A 23556-nucleotide genomic window follows, 5' to 3' on the forward strand; every position below is an offset into this window, starting at 1 on the left:
ACCCAAGCAATCTGCCCAGAGCAGATGCGGTGGTGAAGCGACACAGCCGAAAATTCGCCAGATACGCACAAACATCACATACCTGAATTCGCTGCAACGCCTAGGCGCGGCAGCTACCGAATTTCTTGACGACCATAGAGCGTTGGAACCACCTGATCCCATCCCGAACTCAGTAGTGAAACGACGCATCGCCGATGGTAGTGTGGGGTTTCCCCATGTGAGAGTAGGTCATCGTCAAGATTCAAACCCGCAGAACCCCAATCGTGAAAACGATTGGGGTTTTGTCTTTTATGGGCGAAAAGCGCAGGGCGCCTTCCATGGCTGCCCGGTCATTCGCCGCGATATTCACACCCACTGGTGCAGGTTTCGTGCACCCGGACCTTGGACAATTCAGGCAATAATGGCTTGAGCTGCCGCCAGATCCAGATCGCGAGATTTTCGCTGGTCGGGTTCTCGAGCCCCTGAATATCGTTTAGATAGTTATGGTCCAATTGCTCGTAAATAGGCTTGAAGATGGCCTTGATCTCGGAAAAGTCCCGGATCCACCCGGTATGAGGGTCCACTGCGCCGCTCAGGTAAACGGCCACCTTGAACGAGTGCCCGTGCAGACGGCCGCACTTGTGGCCAGCCGGTACATTGGGCAGTTTATGGGCCGATTCAAAGGTGAACTCTTTGAAGATTTCCACGCTTGCGTTATTCCTGTGATCAAACAAAGGGGCAGTGTACCCGGAAACCTAAGGTGGGGCAGGGCGGATTCAGCTGTGCTTAAGCCAAGGCCGCTATGCTCGTCTGTCAATGTCTCGCGGAAACAGTTTCAATGCGCCGATACTTACTAGCCTTCTGGGCCATGCAGATCCTGCTGTGTTCGGAGCTGTCGCTTGCGCACGACTTGGGCCAGGACGAAGCGCTCAAGCTGCGCCAGCAAGGCCTCATACTCCCGCTTGAGCAGTTGCTGGCCAGCGCTATGGCCAGGTACCCCGATGCGCGCTTGCTGGAAGCCGAACTGGAGCGCGATGATGGCCAGTACATTTATGAAGTGGAATTGCTCACCGCTTCGGGCGTAGTACGGGAAATCGAGCTGGATGCGGCTACAGGGCGTTTGCTCAAAGACAAGGAAGACGATTGATGCGCTTGTTATTGGTGGAAGACAGCGTGCCGTTGGCTGACGAACTACAGCCGACCCTAGCCAGGCAGGGGTATGCAGTTGATTGGCTAGCCGACGGGCGAGACGCTTTGCATCAGGCCACACTTGAGCCCTACGACATCATCGTGCTCGACCTGGGGCTTCCTGGTATGTCTGGCCTGGAGTTGCTTCAGAGCTGGCGTAGTGCAGGCCTTGCTGCTCCTGTGCTGGTACTGACCGCCCGCGACTCCTGGGCCGAGCGCATTGAGGGTTTACGGGCAGGGGCAGACGACTACCTGACCAAGCCATTTCACCCGGAAGAGTTGATTTTGCGCCTGCAGTCGTTGCTGCGCCGTTCCAGAGGCTTGCCCAACCAGCCAACGCTGGATGCCGCAGGTTTGCGCCTGGATGAAGGCCAGCAAAGCGTCTGGCGCGGTAGCGAAAGCGTTACGCTGACAGCCGCCGAGTTCAGGCTGTTGCGGTATTTCATGCTGCACCCGGGCCGCGTCCTTTCTAAAGCGCAGCTCAGCGACCACCTCTATGATGGTGCCAGCGAGCGGGATTCAAATGTGCTCGAAGTGCATGTCAATCACCTGCGCCGCAAGCTTGGCCGCGCGGTGATCGAAACGCGCCGAGGCCAAGGCTATCGCTTTGCTGGAGAGGCTGGGTGAGATCAATACAAGCTCGTCTGAGCGTGGGGTTGGTCGCGGTCTTGGTCATCGTGGGGCTACTCACCGCGCAGGTAGCGCTTTGGTTATTCGAGCAAGGGCTGCAGCGATATCTCGAAAGCGGTTTGCGAAGTGAAACCGAGAACCTGCTAATAGCCCTACAACGAGGGCCGGACGGCCTGAAGCTCAATCAAGAACGGCTGCTTCCTGCCTATGAGCGGCCTCTATCGGGCCGTTATTTCAAGATCGATTCCGGGGGCCAGACCCTACGCTCAAGGTCGTTGTGGGACGCTGACTTGCCTACCCCCGACCACCCTGGGTTGCACAACCAATTGGTAACCGGCCCTGATCATCAGTGGTTGCTGTTACTGCGGGTAGACTATCGGCGGCTTGGCCAGCCGGTGGCTATCATCGTTGCCCAGGATTACTCGCCTATTCGTCGAAGCTTTTCGCACATGCGCCAGCTCGGTTTAGGCATCGGTGCGTTGGCAATACTGGCCATCCTCCTGTTGCAGCGGTATATCGTCAAACGGGCCCTTGGCCCGCTGGAGCGGGCTCGCCGGCAGATTGCGCAATTGCGCGATGGTCAACGTCGGGAGCTGGATCCGGGGGGCGCAGCAGAGCTTGAGCCATTGATTGAGCAAATCAATCATCTGCTCGCTCACACTGAAGACAGTCTAAAGCGTGCTCGGCATGCCATCGGCAACTTGGGCCATGCCTTGAAAACGCCTCTGGCGGTATTACTCAACCTGTCCGATAGCGGCCGCTTGGCAGCCCCCGATGCGAGGGCGCGAGTAAACGAGCAACTGGAGATCATCCAGCAACGTCTGGGGCGTGAACTGAATCGGGCACGGTTGGCAGGTGATGCCGTACCGCGTGCTCGTTTTGATTGTGGCCAAGAGCTGCCCGGCCTCATGCAAACGCTGGCCGTGATTCATGGCGAACACTTGGACTTGCAAGTCGAAGCCCCCCCAGGGCTGGTACTGGCTCGGGACCGTGAAGATGTACTCGAGTTGCTGGGTAACCTGCTCGACAATGCGTGCAAATGGGCCGACGCCACCGTGCGGCTGAAGCTCACTGGCGTGGCAGGGAGCTTTCGTATTGAAGTGGAGGATGACGGGCCGGGTATTGAGCCTGCCAGGCGCCAACAGGTGCTGGAGAGAGGGCGACGGCTTGACGAGGCCGTACAGGGTCACGGCCTGGGGTTGGGGATCGTGCGCGATATCGTGGAGGCGTGGGGCGGGGAGCTTAAGCTTGAGACGAGTCGGTGGGGCGGCCTGCAGGTGGTGGTGGAAGTGCAACGTCGTTAAACCTTTCAGCTGGCTTGCCGATAAAGAGGCATTTCCGCCACCTGCCTCGAGAAACCCCCATGCGCCTGAGCCTGAAAGGCAAAGTCCTATCATTGGCGATCTTGCCTGTCCTTATCTTCGCTGTTGTGATCAGCGTGTTTTCGGTGTTCTTGTTGCAGCAACAAGCCAAGCGTGAAGTCGAGCAGACTCGCGAGCGCTTGCTCAACGATGCACGCGGCACTTTGCAGGACTATGTCAACATCGCCCTGGGCACAATCAAACCCATTTATGATGCCGCCAGCCAAGGCGATACGGCCAGCCGCGATCAGGCGATCAAGATGCTGTCCCAGGTCACTTATGGTAAGGATGGCTATTTTTTCGGCTATGACTCCAAAGCTGTTCGGCTTTTCAAAGGCAACAGCCCTGAGGGAATAGGTAAAAGCTTCAGCGACGCCAAAGACCCCAACGGTGTGTATGTCAACCGTGGCCTGGTAGACGTCGCAAAAGACAACAGCCACTACATCACCTACTCCTCCAGCTTGCCAGGCACCTCTACGCTGGTGCCAAAGCTCGCCTATAGCTACTACCTGCCCAAGTGGGACATGGCCTTCGGTACCGCCGTAAACATCGATGGTATTGACGCTCAGGTCGCGCAACTCGAGAAGGAAGTCGATGCTCGCCAGCGCGACATGCTCCTGAGCATTATCGGTATTGCGGTGGTGGTGTTGGTCGTCATCGCCATCGCCGGCCTGGTGTTGGCCCGCACGCTGCTCAAACCCTTGCTGGCGATGAAAGCAAACCTTGATGACATCGCCGCAGGCGAGGGCGACCTGACGCGCCGCCTCCCAGACACCGGGCATGACGAAATCGGTGAACTTGGCCGTTCCTTCAACCGGTTCGTCGACAAGATTCATGGTCTGGTGCGGCAAATCGCCGGAATGACCGAGCAACTGACCAGCCTGGTCGCCCAGGTAGACAGCCAGGCCCAGCGTGCCGAGCAAGCCATGCAGCGTCAGCGCCAGGAGACCGATCAGGTCGCCACTGCCATCAACGAAATGTCCAGCGCTGCTCAAGAAGTAGCTCACAGTGCCCAGAACGCCGCCCACGCGGCCCACCAGACTGATAGCGAAGGGCAACAAGCGCGGCGGGTGGTCGATGGCAGCGTGCAGCAGATCCACGCGCTGGTCAGCGATATCCGCAGCAGTGGTGCATCGCTCGATAGCCTGCAAAGCGATGTGCAGTCGATCGTGGGAGTGCTCAGTGTCATCCGGTCGATCGCCGACCAAACCAACCTGTTGGCGCTCAATGCTGCAATCGAAGCTGCCCGGGCGGGGGAGGCCGGCCGCGGCTTTGCGGTGGTAGCCGACGAGGTGCGTGCGCTCGCCAGCCGTACCCAGCAAAGTACCCAGGAAATCCAGGGCATGATCGATCGCCTGCAACGTGGTACCGAGGAGGCCGTGGCGGCCATGCGCCGCTCCAGTGAGGCCGGCGACGGCACCTCCGAAAAAGCCACGCTTGCAGGCCAGTCGCTCGATGCGATTAGTGGCCTGATCGCGACGATCAACAGCATGAACGCACAAATCGCCAGCGCAGCCGAGGAACAGACTGCTGTCGCCGAGGAAATCAACCGCAGCGTTCATCAAATTGCGCAGGCCGTTGACCAGGTCGCTGACGAAACCCAACAAAGTGCGGCGGCTTCGCGCAGCCTAGCCGCCTTGGGCGACGGGCTGGGCCGCCTGGTGAAGCAGTTCAGGATCTGACCCTCACAGCCGGGCAACTTTGCCCGGCTGCCTGTGGACTAACCCAAGGGCGCCATGAAGGCGCCCACCGGTGAACACAGGCTATGCATGAACAACGACGCGAATCTCCAGAAAAAAACTCTATTGCTGCTGGTGGTGCTGGTCACCCTTGCCTTCATCTGGATCATGCTGCCGTATTACGGCGCCGTTTTCTGGGCCATCATTCTCGGCATTCTCTTCACACCCATTCAGCGACGCCTGGCTCAACGCTTCAAATGGCGGCGCAACATCACATCCCTCGCTACGCTGGCCATCTGCCTGGTCGTCGCAGTGTTGCCGATGATCATCATCAGTGCACTTTTGGTGCAAGAAGGGGCAGCGGTTTATAAAAGCATCGAAAGCGGCCAGTGGGATATCGCCGGCTATGTGAGCCAGGCGCGTCAGGCACTGCCCCCATCGATGCAGCACATGGTTGATCGGCTTGGCCTGGGTAACCTCGACGGCCTGCGTGAGCGGGTGACTCAATGGGCTAGCGCAGGCGGCCAGGTACTGGCCAGCCAGGCGTTCTACGTAGGCCAAGGGACGTTTGAAGTGATCGTCGGCTTCGGTGTCATGCTCTATCTGTTGTACTTCTTCCTGCGCGACGGCCCTGATCTGATTCGCAGGCTGCGCAGCGCGGTGCCGCTGGCCGAGCACCAAAAACGCCGCCTGCAGCTCAAATTCACCCGCGTAGTTCGCGCTACGGTCAAAGGCAACATGTTGGTGGCTATGATTCAGGGTGCGCTGGGCGGCGTGATGTTCTGGGCCTTGGGCATTCCCAGCTCACTGTTGTGGGCAGTCCTGATGGCGTTCCTTTCGCTGCTACCGGCAGTGGGCGCCGGGGTGGTTTGGGGGCCCGTCGCGCTTTACTTCATTCTCAGCGGGCCTGCCTGGAAAGGCATCACGCTGGCCGCGTTTGGCGTGTTCGTCATTGGCCTTGTCGACAACGTTCTGCGCCCGGTGCTCGTGGGCAAGGACACTCGCCTGCCGGATTATCTGGTACTGGTTTCAACGCTTGGGGGGCTGTCGGTGTTCGGCCTCAACGGTTTCGTAATCGGCCCGCTGATTGCCTCCTTGTTTGTCTCTACCTGGAGCCTGTTCGCCGAGCAACGCAAACCGCTGGTTCTGCCCTGAGCCTGAAGAAATCCTCACCCCTGGCCGGGCACAGTGCCTTGAGTGCCCTTGGTCCATTGTTTAACATTCCCGGCTTTGCGCATCTGCCAGGCGTGGCGTCGCCCGGCCTGAACGGTACCCATGCCCAACCCGATTCCCCTTAAAGATCACGATAAAGAAAAAGGCCTGGTCAATCGCCGGCTGCTGGTGTGCGGCTTCTTGGTGCTGGCCCTGGCACTGAGCCTGGTTGCGCGTCTGTACTTCCTTCAGGTCATCCAGTACGACTATCACTCCACCGTATCGGAGAACAATCGCGTCCATGTCCTGCCCATCGCTCCCGAGCGGGGCCTGGTGTATGACCGTAATGGGGTCGTGCTGGCCGACAATCGGCCCAGCTTCAACCTGACGCTGACCCGGGAGCGGGCGGGTAATAGTGCGCAGGTCCAGCAGGTGCTGGACACCCTCGCTCAGATCCTGCACCTGAGCGATGAGCAACGCCACGAGTTCGACAAGGATCTCAAGCGTTCGCGCCATCCCTTCGAGCCGGTCACGTTGATGTATGAATTGACTGAAGAGCAGATCGCCGACATTGCAGTCAACCAATTCCGCCTGCCAGGGCTGGACGTGGATGCGCAATTTGTCCGGGAGTATCCACAGGGTGAGCTGTTCGCCCATTCGCTGGGTTACGTCGGCCGTATCAACGAACACGAAGCCAAGACCCTCGACCAGACCGAGTACCGTGGCACTCAATCAGTGGGCAAGACCGGTGTGGAGCGATTCTACGAGCCGCAACTGCACGGCCACGTAGGGTTCGAAGAGGTCGAGACCAATGCGCAGGGCAGGGTGATGCGGGTGTTGCGCCACACCGACCCGGTACCAGGCCAGAACATCACCTTGAGCCTGGACATCAACCTGCAGCGCGCAGCAGAAAAGGCACTCGACGGGCGCCGCGGGGCCATCGTGGCGCTGGACCCTAACACAGGCGAAGTCCTTGCCATGGTCAGCGAGCCAGGTTTCGACCCTAACCTGTTCGTTACCGGCATCAGCTTCAAGCAATACACCGCGTTACGCGACTCGATAGACCGCCCGCTGTTCAACCGGGTGTTGCGGGGGCTGTATGCGCCCGGTTCGACCATCAAGCCTGAAGTGGCCATCGCAGGCCTGGACAGCGGTGTGATCAACGCGGGCACCCGGATCTACGACCCCGGCTACTACCAATTGCCCAACTACGATCATAAATACCGGAACTGGAACCGCTCCGGTGATGGTTGGGTCGACCTGTACTCGGCGATCATGCGCTCCAACGATGTGTACTTCTATGAAACCGCGCATCGCCTGGGGATAGACAGGCTCCATGACTACCTCAGCCGCTTTGGTATCGGCCAGAAGGTGTCGCTGGACATGTTCGAGGAGGCGCCAGGCCTGATGCCATCGGAGCAGTGGAAGCGGGCCACGCGGCGCCAGCCATGGTTCCCGGGCGAAACGCTGATCCTTGGCATCGGCCAGGGTTACATGCAAGTTACCCCTCTGCAATTGGCGCAGGCCACTTCGCTTATCGCGAGCAAGGGCATCTGGCATCGCCCGCACCTGGCACAAACCATTGGTGGGCAGCCGCCGGTCGACACCAATCCGATGCCCAACATCGTGTTGCATGACCCCAATGAGTGGGAACAGGTCAATCGGGGCATGCAGGCCGTACTGCACGACCCTCGGGGGATCGCCCGTCAGTCGGCGGTCAATGCCCAATACCGAATCGCCGGAAAGAGTGGCACTGCTCAGGTGGTCGCCATTCGGCAAGGTGAACGATACAACCGCAACAAAACCGCTGAACGTAACCGCGACAACGCGCTATTCGTGGGCTTTGCGCCGGCAGAAAAGCCGCAAATCGTCGTTGCTGTGATGATCGAGAACGGTGAAGCCGGTGGCAGAGTGGCCGGGCCGGTGGTTCGAGAGGTGCTCGATGCCTGGCTGCTCGACCAAGATGGGCACCTTAAACCTCAGTATGCGACCCCTGGGCCGGTGCCCACCAAAGCACCCCATGCCTGAGTGTTCGGTGGTGGTCAGCGATCACGCTTCGCGCCCGACGCAGCATGTATGCCCAGGCTGGTCCCCAGCAGCACAACCAAAAGGCCGGCCATTTCAGCCACTGTGGGCGGCCTACCGCTGAAGATCAGCGCAAGGCCGGTGGCGAATAGGGATTCCAAGGCGATCAGTTGCCCAGACAACGCCACTGGAAGCCTTCTAGTGGCTGCATTCCATGCCCAGGCACCGGTTATCGAAGAGGTGACCGCGATGACCAGCGCCCAGCCATACAGGCGCAAAGCAACGTCAAGGCCAAAGCCCAGCACCGGTAACTTGAAAAGCCCCAGCCAATAAATGGCAGGGATCACGCCCAAGGTGGCTACGCCGGCCCCGGTCATCATCAAGCCTGTCCAAACGGCGGTAGTGCAATCGGCCATCCTAGCCATCGCGCGCTTGTTCAGCACACAGAAGGCAACCCACAGCGCTATGGCAGACAGCGAGAAGAGAATGGCCAGCGTTATAGAGCGGCTGCTAGCCACCGGCTGTGCCCAGAGGGCGAGGTTCACCAACCATAGCCCGGCGGCTATCAGGGCAAGGGGCGCCACCAGCTTGCGCCATGGCATTTGCTGCTCTTGAATGTTGCCAATGACTGCGAGCAAAACCGGTACTGTGCCGATAAGTGCGGGGGTTAGCACCGGGCCGCCCAACGCGACGCCGGCGGCGATGCAGCTGCCGTAGCCCAGGTATCCAATAGCGCCCAGCGTTGCGGCGAGCCATTGCTGCGATAACCGCAATTGCCGGCGTTGGCGGGGGTAAAGAAGCAAGTACGCCCCGCCCAGCACCCCGGCGAACAGGAATCGCATCGCCGTCAAGTCATAGAGGCTGTAGGCACCTGTGACGTAAGGTGCGATGAAGTTGAGCGACCATGCCAGTGTCGCAGCTATGGCAAAAGCCACCCCGGCCATGAGGTTTGAGACGGAGGTAGCCATTGGCGGAATCCTGCAGAGGTTCCTGCCATGTTGCCCATTGCAGTGGAAGGGATACAAACGAGTTTTCAAGCTGTGATCTATAACGCCAGATCATGAATTGCCTTGAAAGCCATTGCCGCCCTGGCACTTTGCTGCCTTCGGGGGCCTACCCCCATTTAAGCAGGTCCCTGTGAGGCTGCTTATGGGTTGCCTACCACTCAAGTGTCCGAAAATGGGTAATGCTCAATACGGCACTCGTAATTATGACCATCACCCTTGCATGACCCGTCCAGATATCGGTAGCTGATATTCACTGATTGGCCTTCTTTCGGCCACTGCCGGCGTGGAAGTGTGTTTTGGTAATCAGCCGTTTCGGGTATGAATTCGATGGTCACCCCTGTTTTTGGGCATTGTGCTCCGGTGGTTGTCGGGCTGGCTTTCAAAACCTGCGCTCTTAGCTTTGGATAGGGCTGCTTCACTACCTTGGTGATGTGCAGCTGCATACGGCAAATGTTCCAGGTCGATGCGTGTGATGGCTGGCATATCAGGCAGAACAGTGAAACCAATAGCGCGTAGCGCTTTGGATGACTTCCCATCATTGACCTTCCCTCGGATATCGTGTCTGAGGGCATTATCAGGCGGGAGCTCATCGAATCAAAGCCCGGCTCGAATCGCGCATTTGGCTGGGCGGATGCTTACCTAGGAACTACCAGACAGGTGTGGTTGGGTGTGTGACACCAGCAGGGGGTGTGACGCTGTGTAAGCCTCTAAACGAAAACACCCCGCACAAGGCGGGGTGTTTTTGGAAGGCTAGACCAGTGAGTGGATCAACCCATCAGGTGAAAGCCTGCGTGCTTGACCAGCTCGACCAGCGGCGACGGGTATACACCCAGCACGAACGCAAGTACGGCTACCGCCAGCAGCATGACACCACCAGCGCGCTGTTCCCACTTCAACGGTGCGTCACGGCGAGGTGCATCTGCTTCACGCAGGTACATGGTCACCATCACGCGCAGGTAATAGAACACACCGATTGCGCTGCCGATGACCAACGCAGCTACCATCCACCACAGCTGCGATTGAACACCGGTGGCTATCACATAGAATTTACCGATGAAGCCTGCGGTAAGCGGAATGCCGGCCAATGACAGCATCATCACTGTCAGCACGGCAGTCAGGTATGGCCGGCGCCAGAACAGGCCCCGATACTCGAACAGTGCATCGGCATCACGGCCATTGTAGGGCGATGACATCAGCGTGATAACACCGAAGGCTCCCAGGCTGGTGAGGGTGTAGGTAGCCAGGTAGACACCGATGGCCTCCAGTGCCAGCCCCTTGCTCGCCACCAGCGCGATCAGCAGGTAGCCGAAGTGGGCAATCGAGGAGTAACCCAACAAGCGTTTCAGGTTGCTTTGCATCACCGCAAGCAAGTTGCCCACCAGAATCGACAGCACCGCAATCACCGCCAGCACTGTGTATACCATGCCGGCAGAGGCCAGGGGCGAAAGCTGGAACAGGCGAACAACGACCGCAAAGACAGCCACCTTGCTGGCGGTTGCCAGGAAGGCCGCCACCGGGGCAGGGGCGCCTTCGTAGACATCCGGTGTCCATAGGTGGAACGGCACCAACGACAGTTTGAATGCCAGCCCCACGACCATCATCGCCAGGCCCAGTTGGGCAAGGCCGCTGGGTTGGCCGGTTGCAGCCAATGCAGTGCCGATGGCGCTGAACGACAAGCTGCCTGCGTCGGCATACACCAACGCCATCCCGAACAGGAGGAACGCCGAGCCTGCGGCCGACAACACCATGTACTTGACGCCAGCCTCCAGCGAACGCTTGTTGAAGAAGGCATAGGCGATCAGGCCGTAGGTCGGTACCGAGAGCAGCTCCAGGCCGATGAACAGCGACGACAGTTGCTGTGCCATGACCAGCACCAGCCCGCCGGCAGCCGCCAGGATGATCAGCAGGTACAGTTCTTCGCGGTTGCCAGGGTAGCCAGCGCCGGCAGCGCCTTCACCCAGATAGGCATGGGCCAAGGTGACACACGCCAGGGTCGCGATGAGCACCAATGCCATATAGAAGCAGGCGAAGTTGTCCACCTGCAACAGCGTGGTCACAGCAATCGGAGTGACCTTTAGCACCGGCAGGATCGACAGCAAGGCCAGGTTCAAGCCTGCCGCCGACAGCAGGAAGATCATCGAATGGTTGCGCCGCCATGCGATCGCCAGCATCACCACCACGGCGGTGGCGCTGGTGATCAACAGCGGTAGCAGGGCCAGAAAATGTTGCGAAGTCAGTTCCATAGCGCTCTTACCGGGCCGAAGCGAGTTGAGTGAATGCCGAGGCGAACCAGTGCTGAACACCGGCGACGGTCGCCGCAGTGGTGTCCAGGAACGGCTGCGGGTAAACCCCCAGCCACACCAACAGCGCTGCAAGGCCCAGGATCATGGTCATTTCACGCGCGTCCATGCCGGCCAGTACGGTGTCTTTCTTCGCCGGGCCGAAATAGGCACGGTGAATCATGATCAACGAATAGACCGAGCCAAAAACCAAGCCCGAAGTCGCGATCGCTGACACCCACGGGGCAACCTTGAAACTGCCGAGCAGAATCAGGAATTCACCCACAAAGTTGCCGGTGCCTGGCAAGCCAAGCGACGCAGCGGCAAAGAACAGGCTAATCGCCGGCAGGTAAGGGATGCGTGCCCACAGGCCACCCATCTCGCGGAAGTCGCGAGTGTGCATGCGCTCGTACAGCTGGCCGGAGAGGATGAACAGCGCAGCCGCCGACAGGCCGTGAGCAAGCATCTGGATCACCGCGCCTTGCAGCGCTTGCTGGCTACCTGAGTAGATGGCAATCAGCACGAAACCCATGTGCGACACGCTCGAATACGCGATCAGCCGCTTGATGTCAGTCTGCGCAAAAGCCAGGAATGCCCCGTAGAAGATCCCCACCAGGCCCAATGCCATGGCGATTGGCGCAAACTCGGCAGAGGCATGCGGAAACAGCGGCAATGCAAAGCGCAGCAGGCCATAGGCGGCGGTCTTCAGAAGAATACCGGCGAGATCCACCGAGCCTGCGGTCGGAGCCTGCGCGTGCGCGTCAGGCAACCAGGAATGTACCGGCACTACCGGCAGCTTCACTGCAAACGCGATGAAGAAGCCCAGCATCAGGATGTATTCCACACCTTCAGGCAGCTTCGCCTTGAGCAGGTCGGCATAGTTGAAGGTCAGTACGCCGGTCTGGTTGTAGTTCACCAGCACCAGGCCGAGGATCGCTACCAGCATGATCAGGCCGCTGGCCTGGGTGAAGATGAAGAACTTGGTCGCGGCGTAGATGCGGGTACGTTTGCCGTCCGACGAGCTGTGGCCCCACAGCGCGATCAGGAAGTACATCGGCACCAGCATCATTTCCCAGAAGAAGAAGAACAGAAACAGGTCCATGGCCAGAAACACACCGACCACACCGCCCAGAATCCACATCAGGTTCAGGTGGAAGAAGCCGACATGGCGCTGGATTTCCTTCCAGGAGCAGAGCACCGAGAGCATGCCGAGCAGGCCAGTGAGCAGGATCATCAGCAACGACAGGCCATCCATCGCCAGATGAACGCTGATGCCCAGTTGCGGAATCCAGTTCAGGTGGAACTCGTGGCTCCAGGCCGGGACAGCGCCAGGCGCGGGGGCCAGGGTGTAGTCCCCGGTCGCCCAGAGCCAGAGGCCCAGGGCAAATTCGAGGGCCATGGTCAGCAGCGCAATCCAGCGCGGCAGGGTAGCGGCACCGCGCTCACCCAGCCAGCACAGCAGGCCGCCGATGAAAGGGATCAGGATCAGCCAGGGCAAAATCATGACAGGGTCGATTCCTTAAGCAAATTCGCAAGGTTCATGGTCACACCGCCGCTGCAACGACAGCGCCGATTACCAGCACGGCACCGAAGGCAATGGAGGCTGCGTACCAGCGCAACTGCCCGGTTTCGCTGCGGCTCATGGCTTTGTTGCCACCCTTGGCCAAGGCCGGGATCAGGCCGATGGTCTTGTCCAGGGGGTCTTTGCGCAGCATATGGCTGATCAGCAGATACGGTTTGACGAACAGCTTGTCGTAGATCCAGTCGAAGCCCCATGCGGCGAACCACCAGCGCGACAACAGGCGGCCCGGGCCGCTGTTGGCCACAGCGGTGGCGAAACGGCGCTTGCCCAGGAACAGTACGGCGGCGAGCAGAATGCCAGCCAGCGCGATGGCCCCCGAGGCGATCTCCAAGCTGTGCTGCGCTTCACCGCCGGCATGGCCCACGCTTTCAGGCAGTACGCCAGCCAGTGGTGGATGAATCCAGGCACCGATGAAGGTCGACAGCACGATCAGCACGCCCAGCGGCAGCCAGTGGGAAATCCCGTGGCCGGCGTGAGCTTCGGTCTTGGCTTCGCCATGGAAGGCGATGAAGATCAGGCGGAAGGTGTAGATCGAGGTCATGAATGCGCCCACCAAGCCTGCGTACAGCAGGTAGGTATGGCCACTGGCGAAGGCTTCCCAGAGGATTTCGTCCTTCGAGTAGAAGCCTGCGGTCAGGATCGGCAGGGCCGCCAGGGCGGCGCCGCCCACGATGAAGCTTGCGTAGGCCAGCGGTAGCTTCTTCCACAACCCGCCCATCTTGAAGATGTTCTGCTCATGGTGGCAGGCCACGATGACGGCACCGGAGGCGAGGAACAGCAGCGCCTTGAAGAACGCATGGGTCATCAGGTGGAAGATTGCGCCTGACCAGGCACCTACACCCAGTGCCAGGAACATGTAGCCGATCTGGCTCATGGTCGAGTAGGCCAGGATACGCTTGATGTCGGTTTGCACCAGTGCGGCGAAGCCCGCCAGCACCAGGGTGACGGCACCCACGATGCCCACCAGGTGCAGCACTTGTGGCGCCAGCTCGAACAGGCCATGGGTACGTGCGATGAGGTAGACACCCGCGGTTACCATGGTTGCGGCGTGAATCAGTGCCGAAACCGGGGTAGGGCCGGCCATCGCGTCGGCCAGCCAGGTCTGCAGTGGCAATTGAGCGGATTTACCGACCGCACCGCCCAACAGCATCAGCGTTGCCAGCACGATCCAGAAGTCACCCACCTGGAAGTGGCCCGGCGCACGTGCGAGCAGTTCCTGGATGTTCAGCGTGCCCAGCTGGTGGAACAGAATGAACAGGCCGATGGCCATGAACACGTCACCAATACGGGTCACAATGAACGCTTTCATGGCTGCATCGCCATTCTTGCGTTCGCTGTAATAGAAGCCGATCAGCAAGTAGCTGCACAGGCCCACGCCTTCCCAACCGAAGTAGATAAACAGCAGGTTGTCGCCCAGGATCAGGAACAACATGCTGGCAATGAACAGGTTGGTGTAGGAGAAGAACCGCGAGTAGCCGTTCTCGCCACGCATGTACCAGGAGGCGAACAGGTGGATCAGAAAGCCCACCCCGACCACCACGCCCAACATGGTCACAGCCAGGCCATCCAGATACAGGGTGAAGGTCGGGGCGAAGCCGTCGACATTCATCCACGTCCAGAGGTGCTGCACGTAAACGCCGTTAGCGGGCGGGTTGACATTGAACTGGAAAATGACCCAGGCAGCGACGATAGCGGACAGGCCCAGAGAGCCCACGCCAATGGCAGCACTGGTGTTTTCAGACCAGCGCCCGCGCGAAAACGACAGCAGCAGGAAGCCGATCAGGGGGAAGACGAAAGTCAGGAAAAGTAGGTTCATCCGCGCATCTCGCTGGCTGCATCGATATCGAGCGTGTGGAAGCGGCGATACAGCTGGATCAGGATCGCAAGGCCAATGCTGGCCTCGGCGGCCGCCAGGCTGATCACCAGGATGAACATGATCTGCCCATCCGGTTGCCCCCAGCGGCTGCCCGCGACGATGAACGCCAGTGCTGCGGCATTCATCATGATTTCCAGGCTCATCAACATGAATAGGATGTTACGGCGCACCAGCAGGCCGACCAGGCCCAGGGTGAACAGCACACCGGCGACGGCGAGGCCGTGTTCCATTGGAATGGCAGGCATGGCTTACTCCTTGGCCTCGTTGCGCCCGATGTGGAAAGCCGTGACCACGCCCGCGAGCAAGAGCATGGAAGCCAGTTCGACCACCAGCAGGTAAGGCCCGAACAGGCTGATGCCTACGGCCTTGGCGTCTACGGTGGTGGTGCCGATGGCAGCGGTGCTGGGGTGGCTGAACAATACGATGCCCAGCTCCATCAGCAGCAGCACGCCCAGCAGCATGGGGCCGGCCCAGATGCCGGGCTTGAACCAGGCCTTCTCCTGCGCCGACTGGGCAGGGCCCAGGTTCAGCATCATCACCACGAACACGAACAGCACCATGATGGCGCCGGCGTAGGCGATGACTTCCAGGATGCCCGCAAAGGGCGCGCCCAGCGCGAAGAAGGTCATCGCGATGGCGATCAGCGAGATGATCAGGTAGAGCAGGGCATGCACGGGGTTGGTGTTGGTAATCACCCGAAGGGTAGCCAGCACCGCGACACCGGATGCGAAGTAGAAAGCGAATTCCATCGTTCGTCCTTAAGGCAGCAGGCTCTTCACGTTGATCGGTTCGGCTTCGTTCTGCGCGGCGCCTTTCGGCTTGCCGGCGATCGCCATGCCCGCGACGCGATAGAAGTTATAGTCCGGGTTTTTGCCAGGGCCAGAAATGAGCAGGTCCTCTTTCTCGTACACCAGCTCCTGGCGCTTGTACTCGGCCATTTCGAAATCCGGCGTCAGTTGAATCGCAGTGGTCGGGCAGGCTTCTTCGCACAGGCCGCAGAAGATGCACCGCGAGAAGTTGATGCGGAAGAACTCCGGATACCAACGGCCGTCGTCTGTTTCTGCTTTCTGCAGCGAGATGCAACCCACTGGGCAAGCCACTGCACACAGGTTGCACGCCACGCAGCGCTCTTCGCCATCCGGGTCTCGGGTTAGCACGATACGGCCGCGGTAGCGTGGCGGCAGGTAGACGGGCTCTTCGGGGTACTGCAGCGTGTCACGCTTGCGGAAACCATGGCCAAACACCATCACCAAGCTGCGCAGCTGGGTGTAGGTACCGCTCATGATATTGCCAATATATTTGAACATGTCCGTTTCTCCTCACTGAACCGCGCCGGCCGGGGCGTGCAACAGCACGACCGCGGCGGTCACCAGCAGGTTTACAAGGGTCAGTGGCAGGCAGAACTTCCAGCTGAATTCCATCACCTGGTCATAGCGCGGGCGGGGGATCGAAGCTCGCAGCAGGATGAACAGCATGATGAAGAAACCGGTTTTGAGGGCGAACCACAGGAACGAGAGCTGCGGCAAGATGTTGAACGGCCCATGCCAGCCGCCGAAGAACAGCGTGACCAGCAAGGCCGATACCAGCACGATGCCGATGTACTCGCCCACGAAGAACATGCCCCATTTCATCCCGGCGTATTCGATGTGGTAGCCATCGGCGAGCTCTTGCTCGGCTTCGGGCTGGTCGAACGGATGGCGGTGGGTTACCGCAACGCCGGCGATGAAGAAGGTGCAGAAGCCTATGAACTGCGGAATGATCAGCCACAGGTTCTGTGCCTGGTATTCCACGATATCGCGCATGTTGAACGAGCCAACCTGCACCACCACGCCCATCAGGGCCAGGCCCATGAACACTTCATAGCTCACGGTTTGCGCCGAGGCGCGCAAGCTGCCGAGCAATGCGTACTTGTTGTTGCTGGACCAGCCGGCAAACAACACCGCATACACCGAAAGCCCGGCCATGGCGAAGAAGAACAACAGGCCGATGTTCAGGTCGGCAACGCCCCAGGTGGCAGTGATTGGAATGATCGAGAACGCAAGCAGCAGCGCGCTCATCGCCACCACAGGGGCCAGGGTGAAGATCACCCGGTCGACGAAGGGCGGGTTCCAGTCTTCCTTGAAAAACATCTTGAGCATGTCGGCTGCGATCTGGAACATGCCGAAAGGGCCGACGCGGTTGGGGCCGTAACGATCCTGCCACCAACCGAGCAAGCGCCGCTCGACGAACGACAGCAACGCGCCGCAGACAACCACGGCGAGCAGGATGACGATGCACTTGAGCACCTGGACGATGATGTCGACCAGATCCGGGGTAAGCCAAGTCATTGTGCTGCCTCCTGCAAGCCATCCACCGAGAGGCCGCTGAATGCGGCAGGAATGCCGGCCAGGCCTTTAGGCAGGCCTACCAGGCCCGCACCCAGTTCCTCATTGATTTTCAACGGCAGGCGTAGCGCCTGCCCGGCGACGTTGAGCGAGAGCAGGGCGCCTTCGTTTACACCCAGCCGGTCGGCCTCAGCCTTGGCCAGGGCAACGTAAGGCTGCGGGATGCGCGTTTGCACCGGTGCGGCCTTGGCGCTGTTCTCCTCACTGCCAAACAGGTGATAGAACGGCACTGCCTGCCAGGTACCCTGGGCCGGTGAGAAGGCGCGAGGCGCCTCGAACCAGGTCAGGTTGTCACCTTGGCTTTCGATCAGCCGAACGCCGGGGTCACCGGCACGAAGGCTGCCGCCGACCTCATCCTGAAACTTGTTCCAGGCCTGAGGCGAGTTCCAGCCTGGCGACCACGCGAACGGCACTTGCTGGCGTGGCTCGGCCGAGCCCGAGTAGCCTTCCATGGAGAAGGCGAAGGCGGTGTCGGCGTCTTGCGGGGTGCGCGGCTCATGCACGCTGATATTGGCGCGCATGGCCGTACGGCCGCTGTAACGCAGGGGTTCGCGGGCCAGCTTCATGCCCTTGATGCGGAAAGCAGCCGATGGCGCGGCGTCGACGATACGGGCCAGGGGCTTGGCAGCGGCGGCGCAGGCCTGGGTGACATGATCCAGCTGGGTCCAGTCCACCGGGCGTTCCAGCAACGTGGCACGCAGCGCATGCAGCCAGCGCCAGCCCTCGTGGATCAAATTGCCTGCGTCGAAGTAGGCGGGGTCGTAGACCTGGAAAAAGCGCTGTGCACGGCCTTCCTGGCTGACCAGGGTGCCGTCGCCTTCGGCGAAGCTGGCCGCCGGCAGCACCAGGTGGGCACGCTGAGCGGTTTCGGTCAGCTGGTGGTCGGCTACGATCAGCACCTTGGCCGCAGCCAACGCTGCATCGACCTTCGTACGGTCGGTTCGCGTGTAGAGATCGTTCTCGAGTACGACGATGGCATCGGCGTGGCCATCGATCACCTGCTGCAACGCGGCATCGACCGAATCGCCGCCCAACAGGGCCAGGCCCAGGCTGTTGGCTTCCGGCACCACCAAGCTCAGGGAGCCTGCTTTGGCGCGTGCTGCCAGTGCCTTGGCGATATTGGCAGCAGCTTCTACCAGCGCACTTGAACCCAACGAAACACCGCTGACCACCAGCGGGCGCTCGGCCGCCAGCAGCGCATCGGCGATACGCTGGGCGAAGCCCTTGGCTTCGTCGTCCAGGCCGGCGACAGCCGGGGCGCTGGGGTCGATGGCGTGAGCGACGGCAAAGCCGATGCGGGCCAGGTCATCCGGGGCGGCGTGTACACAGGCTTCGGCGATATCGTCCAGGCGGGTATCGGCAACGCTGGCGATGAACAGTGGGTTGAGCTCGTGCTGCCCGATATTGCGCACGGCAGCATCCAGCCAAGGTTGTACCCGCATGGCTTCGGCCATGGCTTCTGCCTTGCCCTTGACCGACTGGCGCAGGGCCAGCGCAACGCGCGCGGCGGTCTGGGTCAGGTCTTCGCCAAGTACGAACACGGCATCATGGTCTTCCATGTCGCGCAGGGTTGGGACGGGTAGCGGGCTGTTATTGAGCACGTCAAGCGCCAGGCGCACCCGGGCGAGCTCGCCAGCTTCCATGCCGGTGTAGTAATGGGCCGAGCCCACCAGTTCTCGCAGCGCGTAGTTGCTTTCAAGGCTGGCGCGTGGCGAACCGATCCCGACGATGTTGCGGCCGCGCAGCAGTTCAGCGGCCTTGTCCAGGCCGCCGTCCAGGGTCAGCTTCTGCTGGCCCAGCATGGGCTGGCGGGGGCGATCCTTGCGGTTGACGTAGCCGTAGCCGAAACGGCCGCGGTCGCAAAGGAAATACTGGTTCACCGAGCCGTTGAAACGGTTCTCGATGCGGCGCAGCTCGCCGTAGCGTTCACCCGGGCTTATGTTGCAGCCGCTGGAGCAACCATGGCAGATGCTTGGAGCAAACTGCATGTCCCATTTGCGGTTGTATCGCTCGGAGTGGGTCTTGTCGGTGAACACACCCGTCGGGCAAACCTCGGTGAGGTTGCCGGAGAATTCACTCTCCAGCACGCCGTCTTCGACTCGGCCGAAATACACGTTGTCGTGCGCACCGTAGACGCCCAGGTCGGTGCCGCCGGCGTAGTCCTTGTAATAACGAACGCAGCGGTAGCAGGCGATGCAGCGGTTCATCTCGTGGGCGATGAACGGGCCGAGCTCCTGGTTCTGGTGCGTTCGCTTGGTGAATCGGTAGCGGCGCTCGTTGTGGCCGACCATGACCGTCATGTCCTGCAGGTGGCAATGGCCGCCTTCTTCACAGACAGGGCAATCGTGGGGGTGGTTGGTCATCAGCCACTCGACGACGCTGGCGCGAAACGCCTTTGATTCTTCGTCGTCGATGGAAATCCAGGTGTTGTCGGCGGCTGGCGTCATGCAGGACATGACGATGCGGCCGCGCGTATCGTTTTCATCATTGTACTGCTTCACCGCGCATTGGCGGCAGGCACCTACGCTACCAAGCGCGGGGTGCCAGCAGAAGTAGGGGATGTCGAGGCCCAGGGACAGACATGCCTGCAAGAGGTTGTCTGCACCATCGACTTCGAGCGCTTTGCCGTCTACGTGGATAGTGGCCATGGTTCAAAGGTCTTCGTTGGCCCGCGTGAGCGGGCGAGGCTAATGGAAATCTTGTTCTGCGCCTGGCGCTTGATGCGGCCTCAGGCACAGGCGGCGGGGTTCACCCCGCCGATGTATCAGGTGCGTCAGGCGCCGGCCGGTATAGGGCGCGGCTGGCCGAAGCCGGGAGTGGCGAGCGGGGCAACGCCTGCTTCGAACTCCTCCCGGAAATATTTGATTGCGCTGCCCAGGGGCTCCACGGCACCAGGGGCATGGGCGCAGAAGGTCTTCCCGGGGCCGAGGAAGTTGACCAGGCCCAACAGGGTGTCGATGTCCTCCCGTGTACCCTGGCCTTTCTCCAGCGCGCGCAGCAGCTTCACACTCCATGGCAGGCCATCGCGGCAAGGTGTGCACCAGCCACACGACTCGCGGGCGAAGAACTCTTCCATGTTGCGCAGTAGCGAAACCATGTTGACCGTGTTGTCTACCGCCATCGCCAAGCCAGTGCCCATCCGGGTGCCGACCTTGCCTATGCCGCCAGCGTACATCTGTGCTTCCAGGTGCTCCGGCAGCAGAAAGCCGGTACCGGCCCCGCCGGGCTGCCAGCACTTTAGGGTGTAACCGTCGCGCATGCCGCCAGCGTAGTCCTCGAACAGCTCACGGGCAGTCACGCCGAATGGCAGTTCCCACAGCCCTGGGTTCTTCACCTTGCCAGAGAAGCCCATCAGCTTGGTGCCGTGGTCTTCGCTGCCTTCGCGGGCCAGGCTTTTGTACCAATCGTTCCCGTTGAGCACGATTGCCGGCACGTTGCAGAGCGTCTCGACGTTGTTCACGCAAGTCGGCTTGCCCCATACGCCTACAGCGGCAGGGAAAGGTGGCTTGGAGCGGGGGTTGGCGCGGCGCCCTTCGAGCGAGTTGATCAGTGCCGTTTCTTCGCCGCAGATGTAGCGGCCGGCGCCAGTGTGCACGAACAGTTCGAAGTTGAAGCCGCTACCGAGGATATTGTCCCCCAGCAGCCCGGCAGCCTTGGCCTCGGCAATGGCCCGGTTCAGGTGCGCCGCTGCGGTAACGTATTCGCCACGCAGGAAGATGTAACCGCGATAGGCCTTCAGCGCCCGGGCACTGATCAGCATGCCTTCGATCAGCAGGTGCGGCTGCTGCTCCATGAGCATGCGGTCTTTCCAGGTATTGGGTTCCATCTCATCAGCGTTACACAATAGGTAACGGATGTTCATGGACTCATCCTTGGGCATCAGGCCCCACTTCACTCCAGTGGGAAAGCCTGCGCCACCACGGCCCTTGAGGCCGGAATCCTTGACGGCCTGCACGATGTCGTCGGGAGCGAAGTCGGCCAGCGCCTTGCGCGCAGCGGCGTAGCCGTTCTTGGCCTGGTATTCGTCCAGCCATACGGGCTCTGCGTCATCGCGCAGGCGCCAGGTCAGCGGGTGAGTTTCCGGGGCGCGGGCAATGCGGTTGGCCGGCCCGAAGGAGGTCAGGGTCATACGTAGCCCTCCAGCAGTTTGCCGACGCCGTCCGCCTGGACGTCGCCGAAGGTGTCATCGTCGATCATCAGTGCCGGGGCCTTGTCGCAGTTGCCCAGGCAGCACACCGGCAGCAGGGTAAAGCGGCCGTCTGCGGTGGTTTGCCCAAGCCCGATGCCCAGCTCATTCTGGATGCGGCTAACGATGGACTCATGGCCACCGATATAGCAGACCATGCTGTCGCACACGCGGATGATGTGACGGCCTACCGGCTGGCGAAAAATCTGGCTGTAGAAGGTCGCTACGCCTTCGACGTCGCTGGCCGGGATGCCCAGGATGTCTCCGATGGCCGGGATGGCGCCGTCCGGCACCCAGCCACGTTGCTTTTGGACGATCTTGAGAGCTTCGATGGACGCCGCGCGCGGGTCTTCGTAGTGATGCATCTCATGCTCGATGGCCGAGCGCTCGGTTTCGCTCAGGGCAAAACGGTCAGTCTGGATAAGCGTGCTGTTCATGCTCAACGGTCCACATCGGCCATGACGAAATCGATACTACCCAGGTACGCGATCAGGTCGGCGACCATGCTGCCGCGGATCACCGAAGGGATCTGCTGCAGGTGCGGATAGCTGGGAGTCCGGATACGGGTACGGTAGCTCATGGTGCCCCCGTCGCTCGTCAGGTAATAGCTGTTGATGCCCTTGGTCGCTTCGATCATCTGGAAGGCTTCGTTGGCTGGCATTACCGGCCCCCACGAAACCTGCAGGAAGTGAGTGATCAGGGTTTCGATGTGCTGCAGGGTGCGCTCCTTGGGCGGAGGCGTGGTCAGCGGATGGTCTGCCTTGTACGGGCCTTCGGGCATGTTGCGCAGGCACTGGTCGATGATGCGGATGCTCTGGCGCATTTCTTCGACGCGAACCAGGCAGCGGTCGTAGGCATCACCGTTGTGGGCCAGCGGCACTTCGAACTCGAAGTTTTCGTAGCCCGAATATGGGCGTGCCTTGCGCAGGTCGAAGTCGCACCCTGTGGAGCGCAGGCCGGCGCCCGTGACACCCCATTCCAGCGCCTCCTTGGTGTTGTACTGCGCCACACCGACGGTGCGGCCCTTGAGGATGCTGTTCTCGAGCGCCGCTTTTTCGTATTCGTCCAGGCGCTTTGGCAGCCATTCGACGAAATCCTTGACCAGCTTGTCCCAACCGCGCGGGAGGTCGTGCGCCACACCGCCAATACGATACCAGGCCGGGTGCAAGCGGAAGCCGGTGATGGCCTCGATGACCGTATAGGCCTTCTGGCGGTCGGTGAAGGTGAAGAACACCGGCGTCATCGCCCCGACGTCCTGGATATAGGTACCCAGGAAGAGCAAGTGGCTGGTGATTCGGAAAAACTCCGCCAACATCACGCGAATGGTGTCGACCTTCTGGGGCACCTTGATACCGGCAAGCTTCTCAACCGCCAGCACGTAAGGCAGGTTGTTCATCACCCCGCCCAGGTAGTCGATGCGGTCGGTGTAGGGGATGAAGCTGTGCCAGCTCTGGCGCTCGGCCATTTTTTCGGCACCCCGGTGGTGGTAACCGATGTCAGGCACGCAGTCGACGATCTCCTCGCCGTCAAGCTGCAGGATGATGCGGAAGGCACCGTGGGCCGAAGGGTGGTTAGGCCCCAGGTTGAGGAACATGTAATCCTCGTTGGCACCGTGGCGTTTCATGCCCCAGGCCTCGGGGTTGAAGCGTGCGGCTTCTTCTTCCAGTTCCTGCTTGGCCAGTGTCAGGCTGTAGGGGTCGAACTCGGTAGCGCGAGCGGGGTAGTCCTTACGCAGCGGGTGGCCTTCCCAGGTGGGCGGCATGAGGATGCGCGTCAGGTGAGGGTGGCCTTCGAAATTGATGCCGAACATGTCCCAGACTTCACGCTCGTACCAGGAGGCGTTCGGCCAGATGCCCGTGACGCTGGGCACGTTCAGGTCGCCTTCATGCAAGGCGACCTTGATCATCACGTCGCTGTTTCGTTCTACCGAGAGCAGATGGTAGAACACGGTGAAGTCAGCTCCCGGCAACCCGCGGCGCTGCGTGCGCAGGCGCTCGTCGACGCCGTGCAGGTCATAAAGCATGGAGTAGGGTTTGCTCACACCTCTGAGGAAGCTCAGCACTTCCTTGAGCTGAGCACGCGCGACCCAGAGCACCGGCATACCGGTACGGGTCGCTTGGGCTGTAAATGCATCAGGCCCGAAACGCTGGTTCAACTCGCTGACCACGTCTTGGTCGTCGGGCTTGTAGGGCGGGATATACAGAGCGGTGTCCGCTGTTGTCATGATT

20 protein-coding genes, 1 rRNA gene and 1 pseudogene are annotated in these 23556 nt (G+C 60.7%); 8 read left to right on the top strand and 14 right to left on the bottom strand.

Annotated elements, in window-relative coordinates:
• The first annotated feature begins 124 nt into the window (after positions 1-124).
• A 5S ribosomal RNA gene (gene rrf / locus F474_RS00005) occupies positions 125-240 on the top strand.
• Positions 241-329: 89 nt separating this feature from the next.
• Here rrf and queD read toward each other — a convergent pair.
• Positions 330-686 carry a 6-carboxytetrahydropterin synthase QueD gene (gene queD, locus F474_RS00010; protein ID WP_097086199.1) on the bottom strand — a complete coding sequence of 119 codons (357 nt, stop codon included), beginning with the start codon at positions 684-686 and terminating at the stop codon, positions 330-332.
• Between the two features lie 131 nt (positions 687-817).
• Between queD and F474_RS00015 the strand changes: the two genes are divergently transcribed.
• The 7 genes and pseudogenes from F474_RS00015 to mrdA all read left to right on the top strand — a co-directional run bounded on the left by F474_RS00015 (position 818) and on the right by mrdA (position 8017).
• Positions 818-1126, top strand: coding sequence for a PepSY domain-containing protein (locus F474_RS00015; protein WP_097086201.1), 309 nt, complete (start codon positions 818-820; stop codon positions 1124-1126).
• Positions 1126-1794, top strand: a complete 669-nt coding sequence (locus tag F474_RS00020) for a response regulator transcription factor (RefSeq protein ID WP_097086203.1) — start codon at positions 1126-1128, stop codon at positions 1792-1794. Before F474_RS00015 ends, F474_RS00020 begins: the two co-directional genes overlap by 1 nt.
• Positions 1791-3101 carry a sensor histidine kinase gene (locus tag F474_RS00025; protein ID WP_097086205.1) on the top strand — a complete coding sequence of 437 codons (1311 nt, stop codon included), beginning with the start codon at positions 1791-1793 and terminating at the stop codon, positions 3099-3101. The genes F474_RS00020 and F474_RS00025 overlap by 4 nt, the downstream gene beginning before the upstream one ends.
• Before the next feature lie 59 nt (positions 3102-3160).
• Positions 3161-3982: pseudogene (locus F474_RS23095) on the top strand (cache domain-containing protein); the annotation flags it as partial.
• A 102-nt stretch (positions 3983-4084) separates the two neighbouring features.
• The gene (locus F474_RS23100; protein ID WP_371916165.1) at positions 4085-4840 is read left to right on the top strand and encodes a methyl-accepting chemotaxis protein; all 756 of its coding nucleotides are present in this window, start codon (positions 4085-4087) and stop codon (positions 4838-4840) included.
• An 87-nt stretch (positions 4841-4927) separates the two neighbouring features.
• On the top strand, positions 4928-5992 hold the full coding sequence (locus F474_RS00035) for an AI-2E family transporter (protein WP_097086209.1): 1065 nt from the start codon (positions 4928-4930) through the stop codon (positions 5990-5992).
• Between the two features lie 120 nt (positions 5993-6112).
• Positions 6113-8017, top strand: a complete 1905-nt coding sequence (mrdA, locus tag F474_RS00040; RefSeq protein WP_097086211.1) for a penicillin-binding protein 2 — start codon at positions 6113-6115, stop codon at positions 8015-8017.
• Positions 8018-8031: 14 nt separating this feature from the next.
• On the opposite strand, the gene F474_RS00045 is transcribed toward mrdA, so the two are convergent.
• The 13 genes from F474_RS00045 to nuoC all read right to left on the bottom strand — a co-directional run bounded on the left by F474_RS00045 (position 8032) and on the right by nuoC (position 23552).
• On the bottom strand, positions 8032-8982 hold the full coding sequence (locus F474_RS00045) for a DMT family transporter (protein ID WP_097086213.1): 951 nt from the start codon (positions 8980-8982) through the stop codon (positions 8032-8034).
• Positions 8983-9179: 197 nt separating this feature from the next.
• Positions 9180-9464 (bottom strand): hypothetical protein, encoded by a 285-nt coding sequence (locus tag F474_RS00050; protein ID WP_371916162.1) that lies wholly within the window; start codon positions 9462-9464, stop codon positions 9180-9182.
• Between the two features lie 324 nt (positions 9465-9788).
• Positions 9789-11264, bottom strand: a complete 1476-nt coding sequence (gene nuoN, locus F474_RS00055; protein ID WP_097086214.1) for an NADH-quinone oxidoreductase subunit NuoN — start codon at positions 11262-11264, stop codon at positions 9789-9791.
• Positions 11265-11271: 7 nt separating this feature from the next.
• Positions 11272-12804 carry an NADH-quinone oxidoreductase subunit M gene (nuoM, locus tag F474_RS00060; RefSeq protein ID WP_097086216.1) on the bottom strand — a complete coding sequence of 511 codons (1533 nt, stop codon included), beginning with the start codon at positions 12802-12804 and terminating at the stop codon, positions 11272-11274.
• 40 nt (positions 12805-12844) lie between these two features.
• Complete coding sequence (gene nuoL, locus F474_RS00065; protein ID WP_097086218.1) at positions 12845-14698, bottom strand: NADH-quinone oxidoreductase subunit L; 1854 nt, start codon at positions 14696-14698, stop codon at positions 12845-12847.
• On the bottom strand, positions 14695-15003 hold the full coding sequence (gene nuoK / locus F474_RS00070; protein WP_097086221.1) for an NADH-quinone oxidoreductase subunit NuoK: 309 nt from the start codon (positions 15001-15003) through the stop codon (positions 14695-14697). The genes nuoL and nuoK overlap by 4 nt, the downstream gene beginning before the upstream one ends.
• A 3-nt stretch (positions 15004-15006) precedes the next feature.
• A complete protein-coding gene (gene nuoJ, locus F474_RS00075; protein WP_097086223.1) occupies positions 15007-15507 on the bottom strand; it encodes an NADH-quinone oxidoreductase subunit J in 501 nt (166 codons plus the stop codon).
• A 9-nt stretch (positions 15508-15516) separates the two neighbouring features.
• Positions 15517-16065: an NADH-quinone oxidoreductase subunit NuoI gene (nuoI, locus tag F474_RS00080; protein WP_097086225.1), complete on the bottom strand. Its 549-nt coding sequence runs from the start codon at positions 16063-16065 to the stop codon at positions 15517-15519.
• A 12-nt stretch (positions 16066-16077) separates the two neighbouring features.
• Positions 16078-17085: an NADH-quinone oxidoreductase subunit NuoH gene (nuoH, locus tag F474_RS00085; protein ID WP_097086227.1), complete on the bottom strand. Its 1008-nt coding sequence runs from the start codon at positions 17083-17085 to the stop codon at positions 16078-16080.
• Positions 17082-19790 (bottom strand): NADH-quinone oxidoreductase subunit NuoG, encoded by a 2709-nt coding sequence (gene nuoG / locus F474_RS00090; RefSeq protein ID WP_097086229.1) that lies wholly within the window; start codon positions 19788-19790, stop codon positions 17082-17084. The genes nuoH and nuoG overlap by 4 nt, the downstream gene beginning before the upstream one ends.
• A 125-nt stretch (positions 19791-19915) precedes the next feature.
• Positions 19916-21271: an NADH-quinone oxidoreductase subunit NuoF gene (nuoF, locus tag F474_RS00095; RefSeq protein ID WP_097086231.1), complete on the bottom strand. Its 1356-nt coding sequence runs from the start codon at positions 21269-21271 to the stop codon at positions 19916-19918.
• The gene (gene nuoE / locus F474_RS00100) at positions 21268-21765 is read right to left on the bottom strand and encodes an NADH-quinone oxidoreductase subunit NuoE (protein WP_097086234.1); all 498 of its coding nucleotides are present in this window, start codon (positions 21763-21765) and stop codon (positions 21268-21270) included. The genes nuoF and nuoE overlap by 4 nt, the downstream gene beginning before the upstream one ends.
• 2 nt (positions 21766-21767) lie before the next feature.
• A complete protein-coding gene (gene nuoC, locus F474_RS00105) occupies positions 21768-23552 on the bottom strand; it encodes an NADH-quinone oxidoreductase subunit C/D (RefSeq protein WP_097086237.1) in 1785 nt (594 codons plus the stop codon).
• Positions 23553-23556: the final 4 nt, after the last annotated feature.

This window comes from Pseudomonas sp. URIL14HWK12:I12 (assembly GCF_003097135.1).
Taxonomy (GTDB): domain Bacteria; phylum Pseudomonadota; class Gammaproteobacteria; order Pseudomonadales; family Pseudomonadaceae; genus Aquipseudomonas.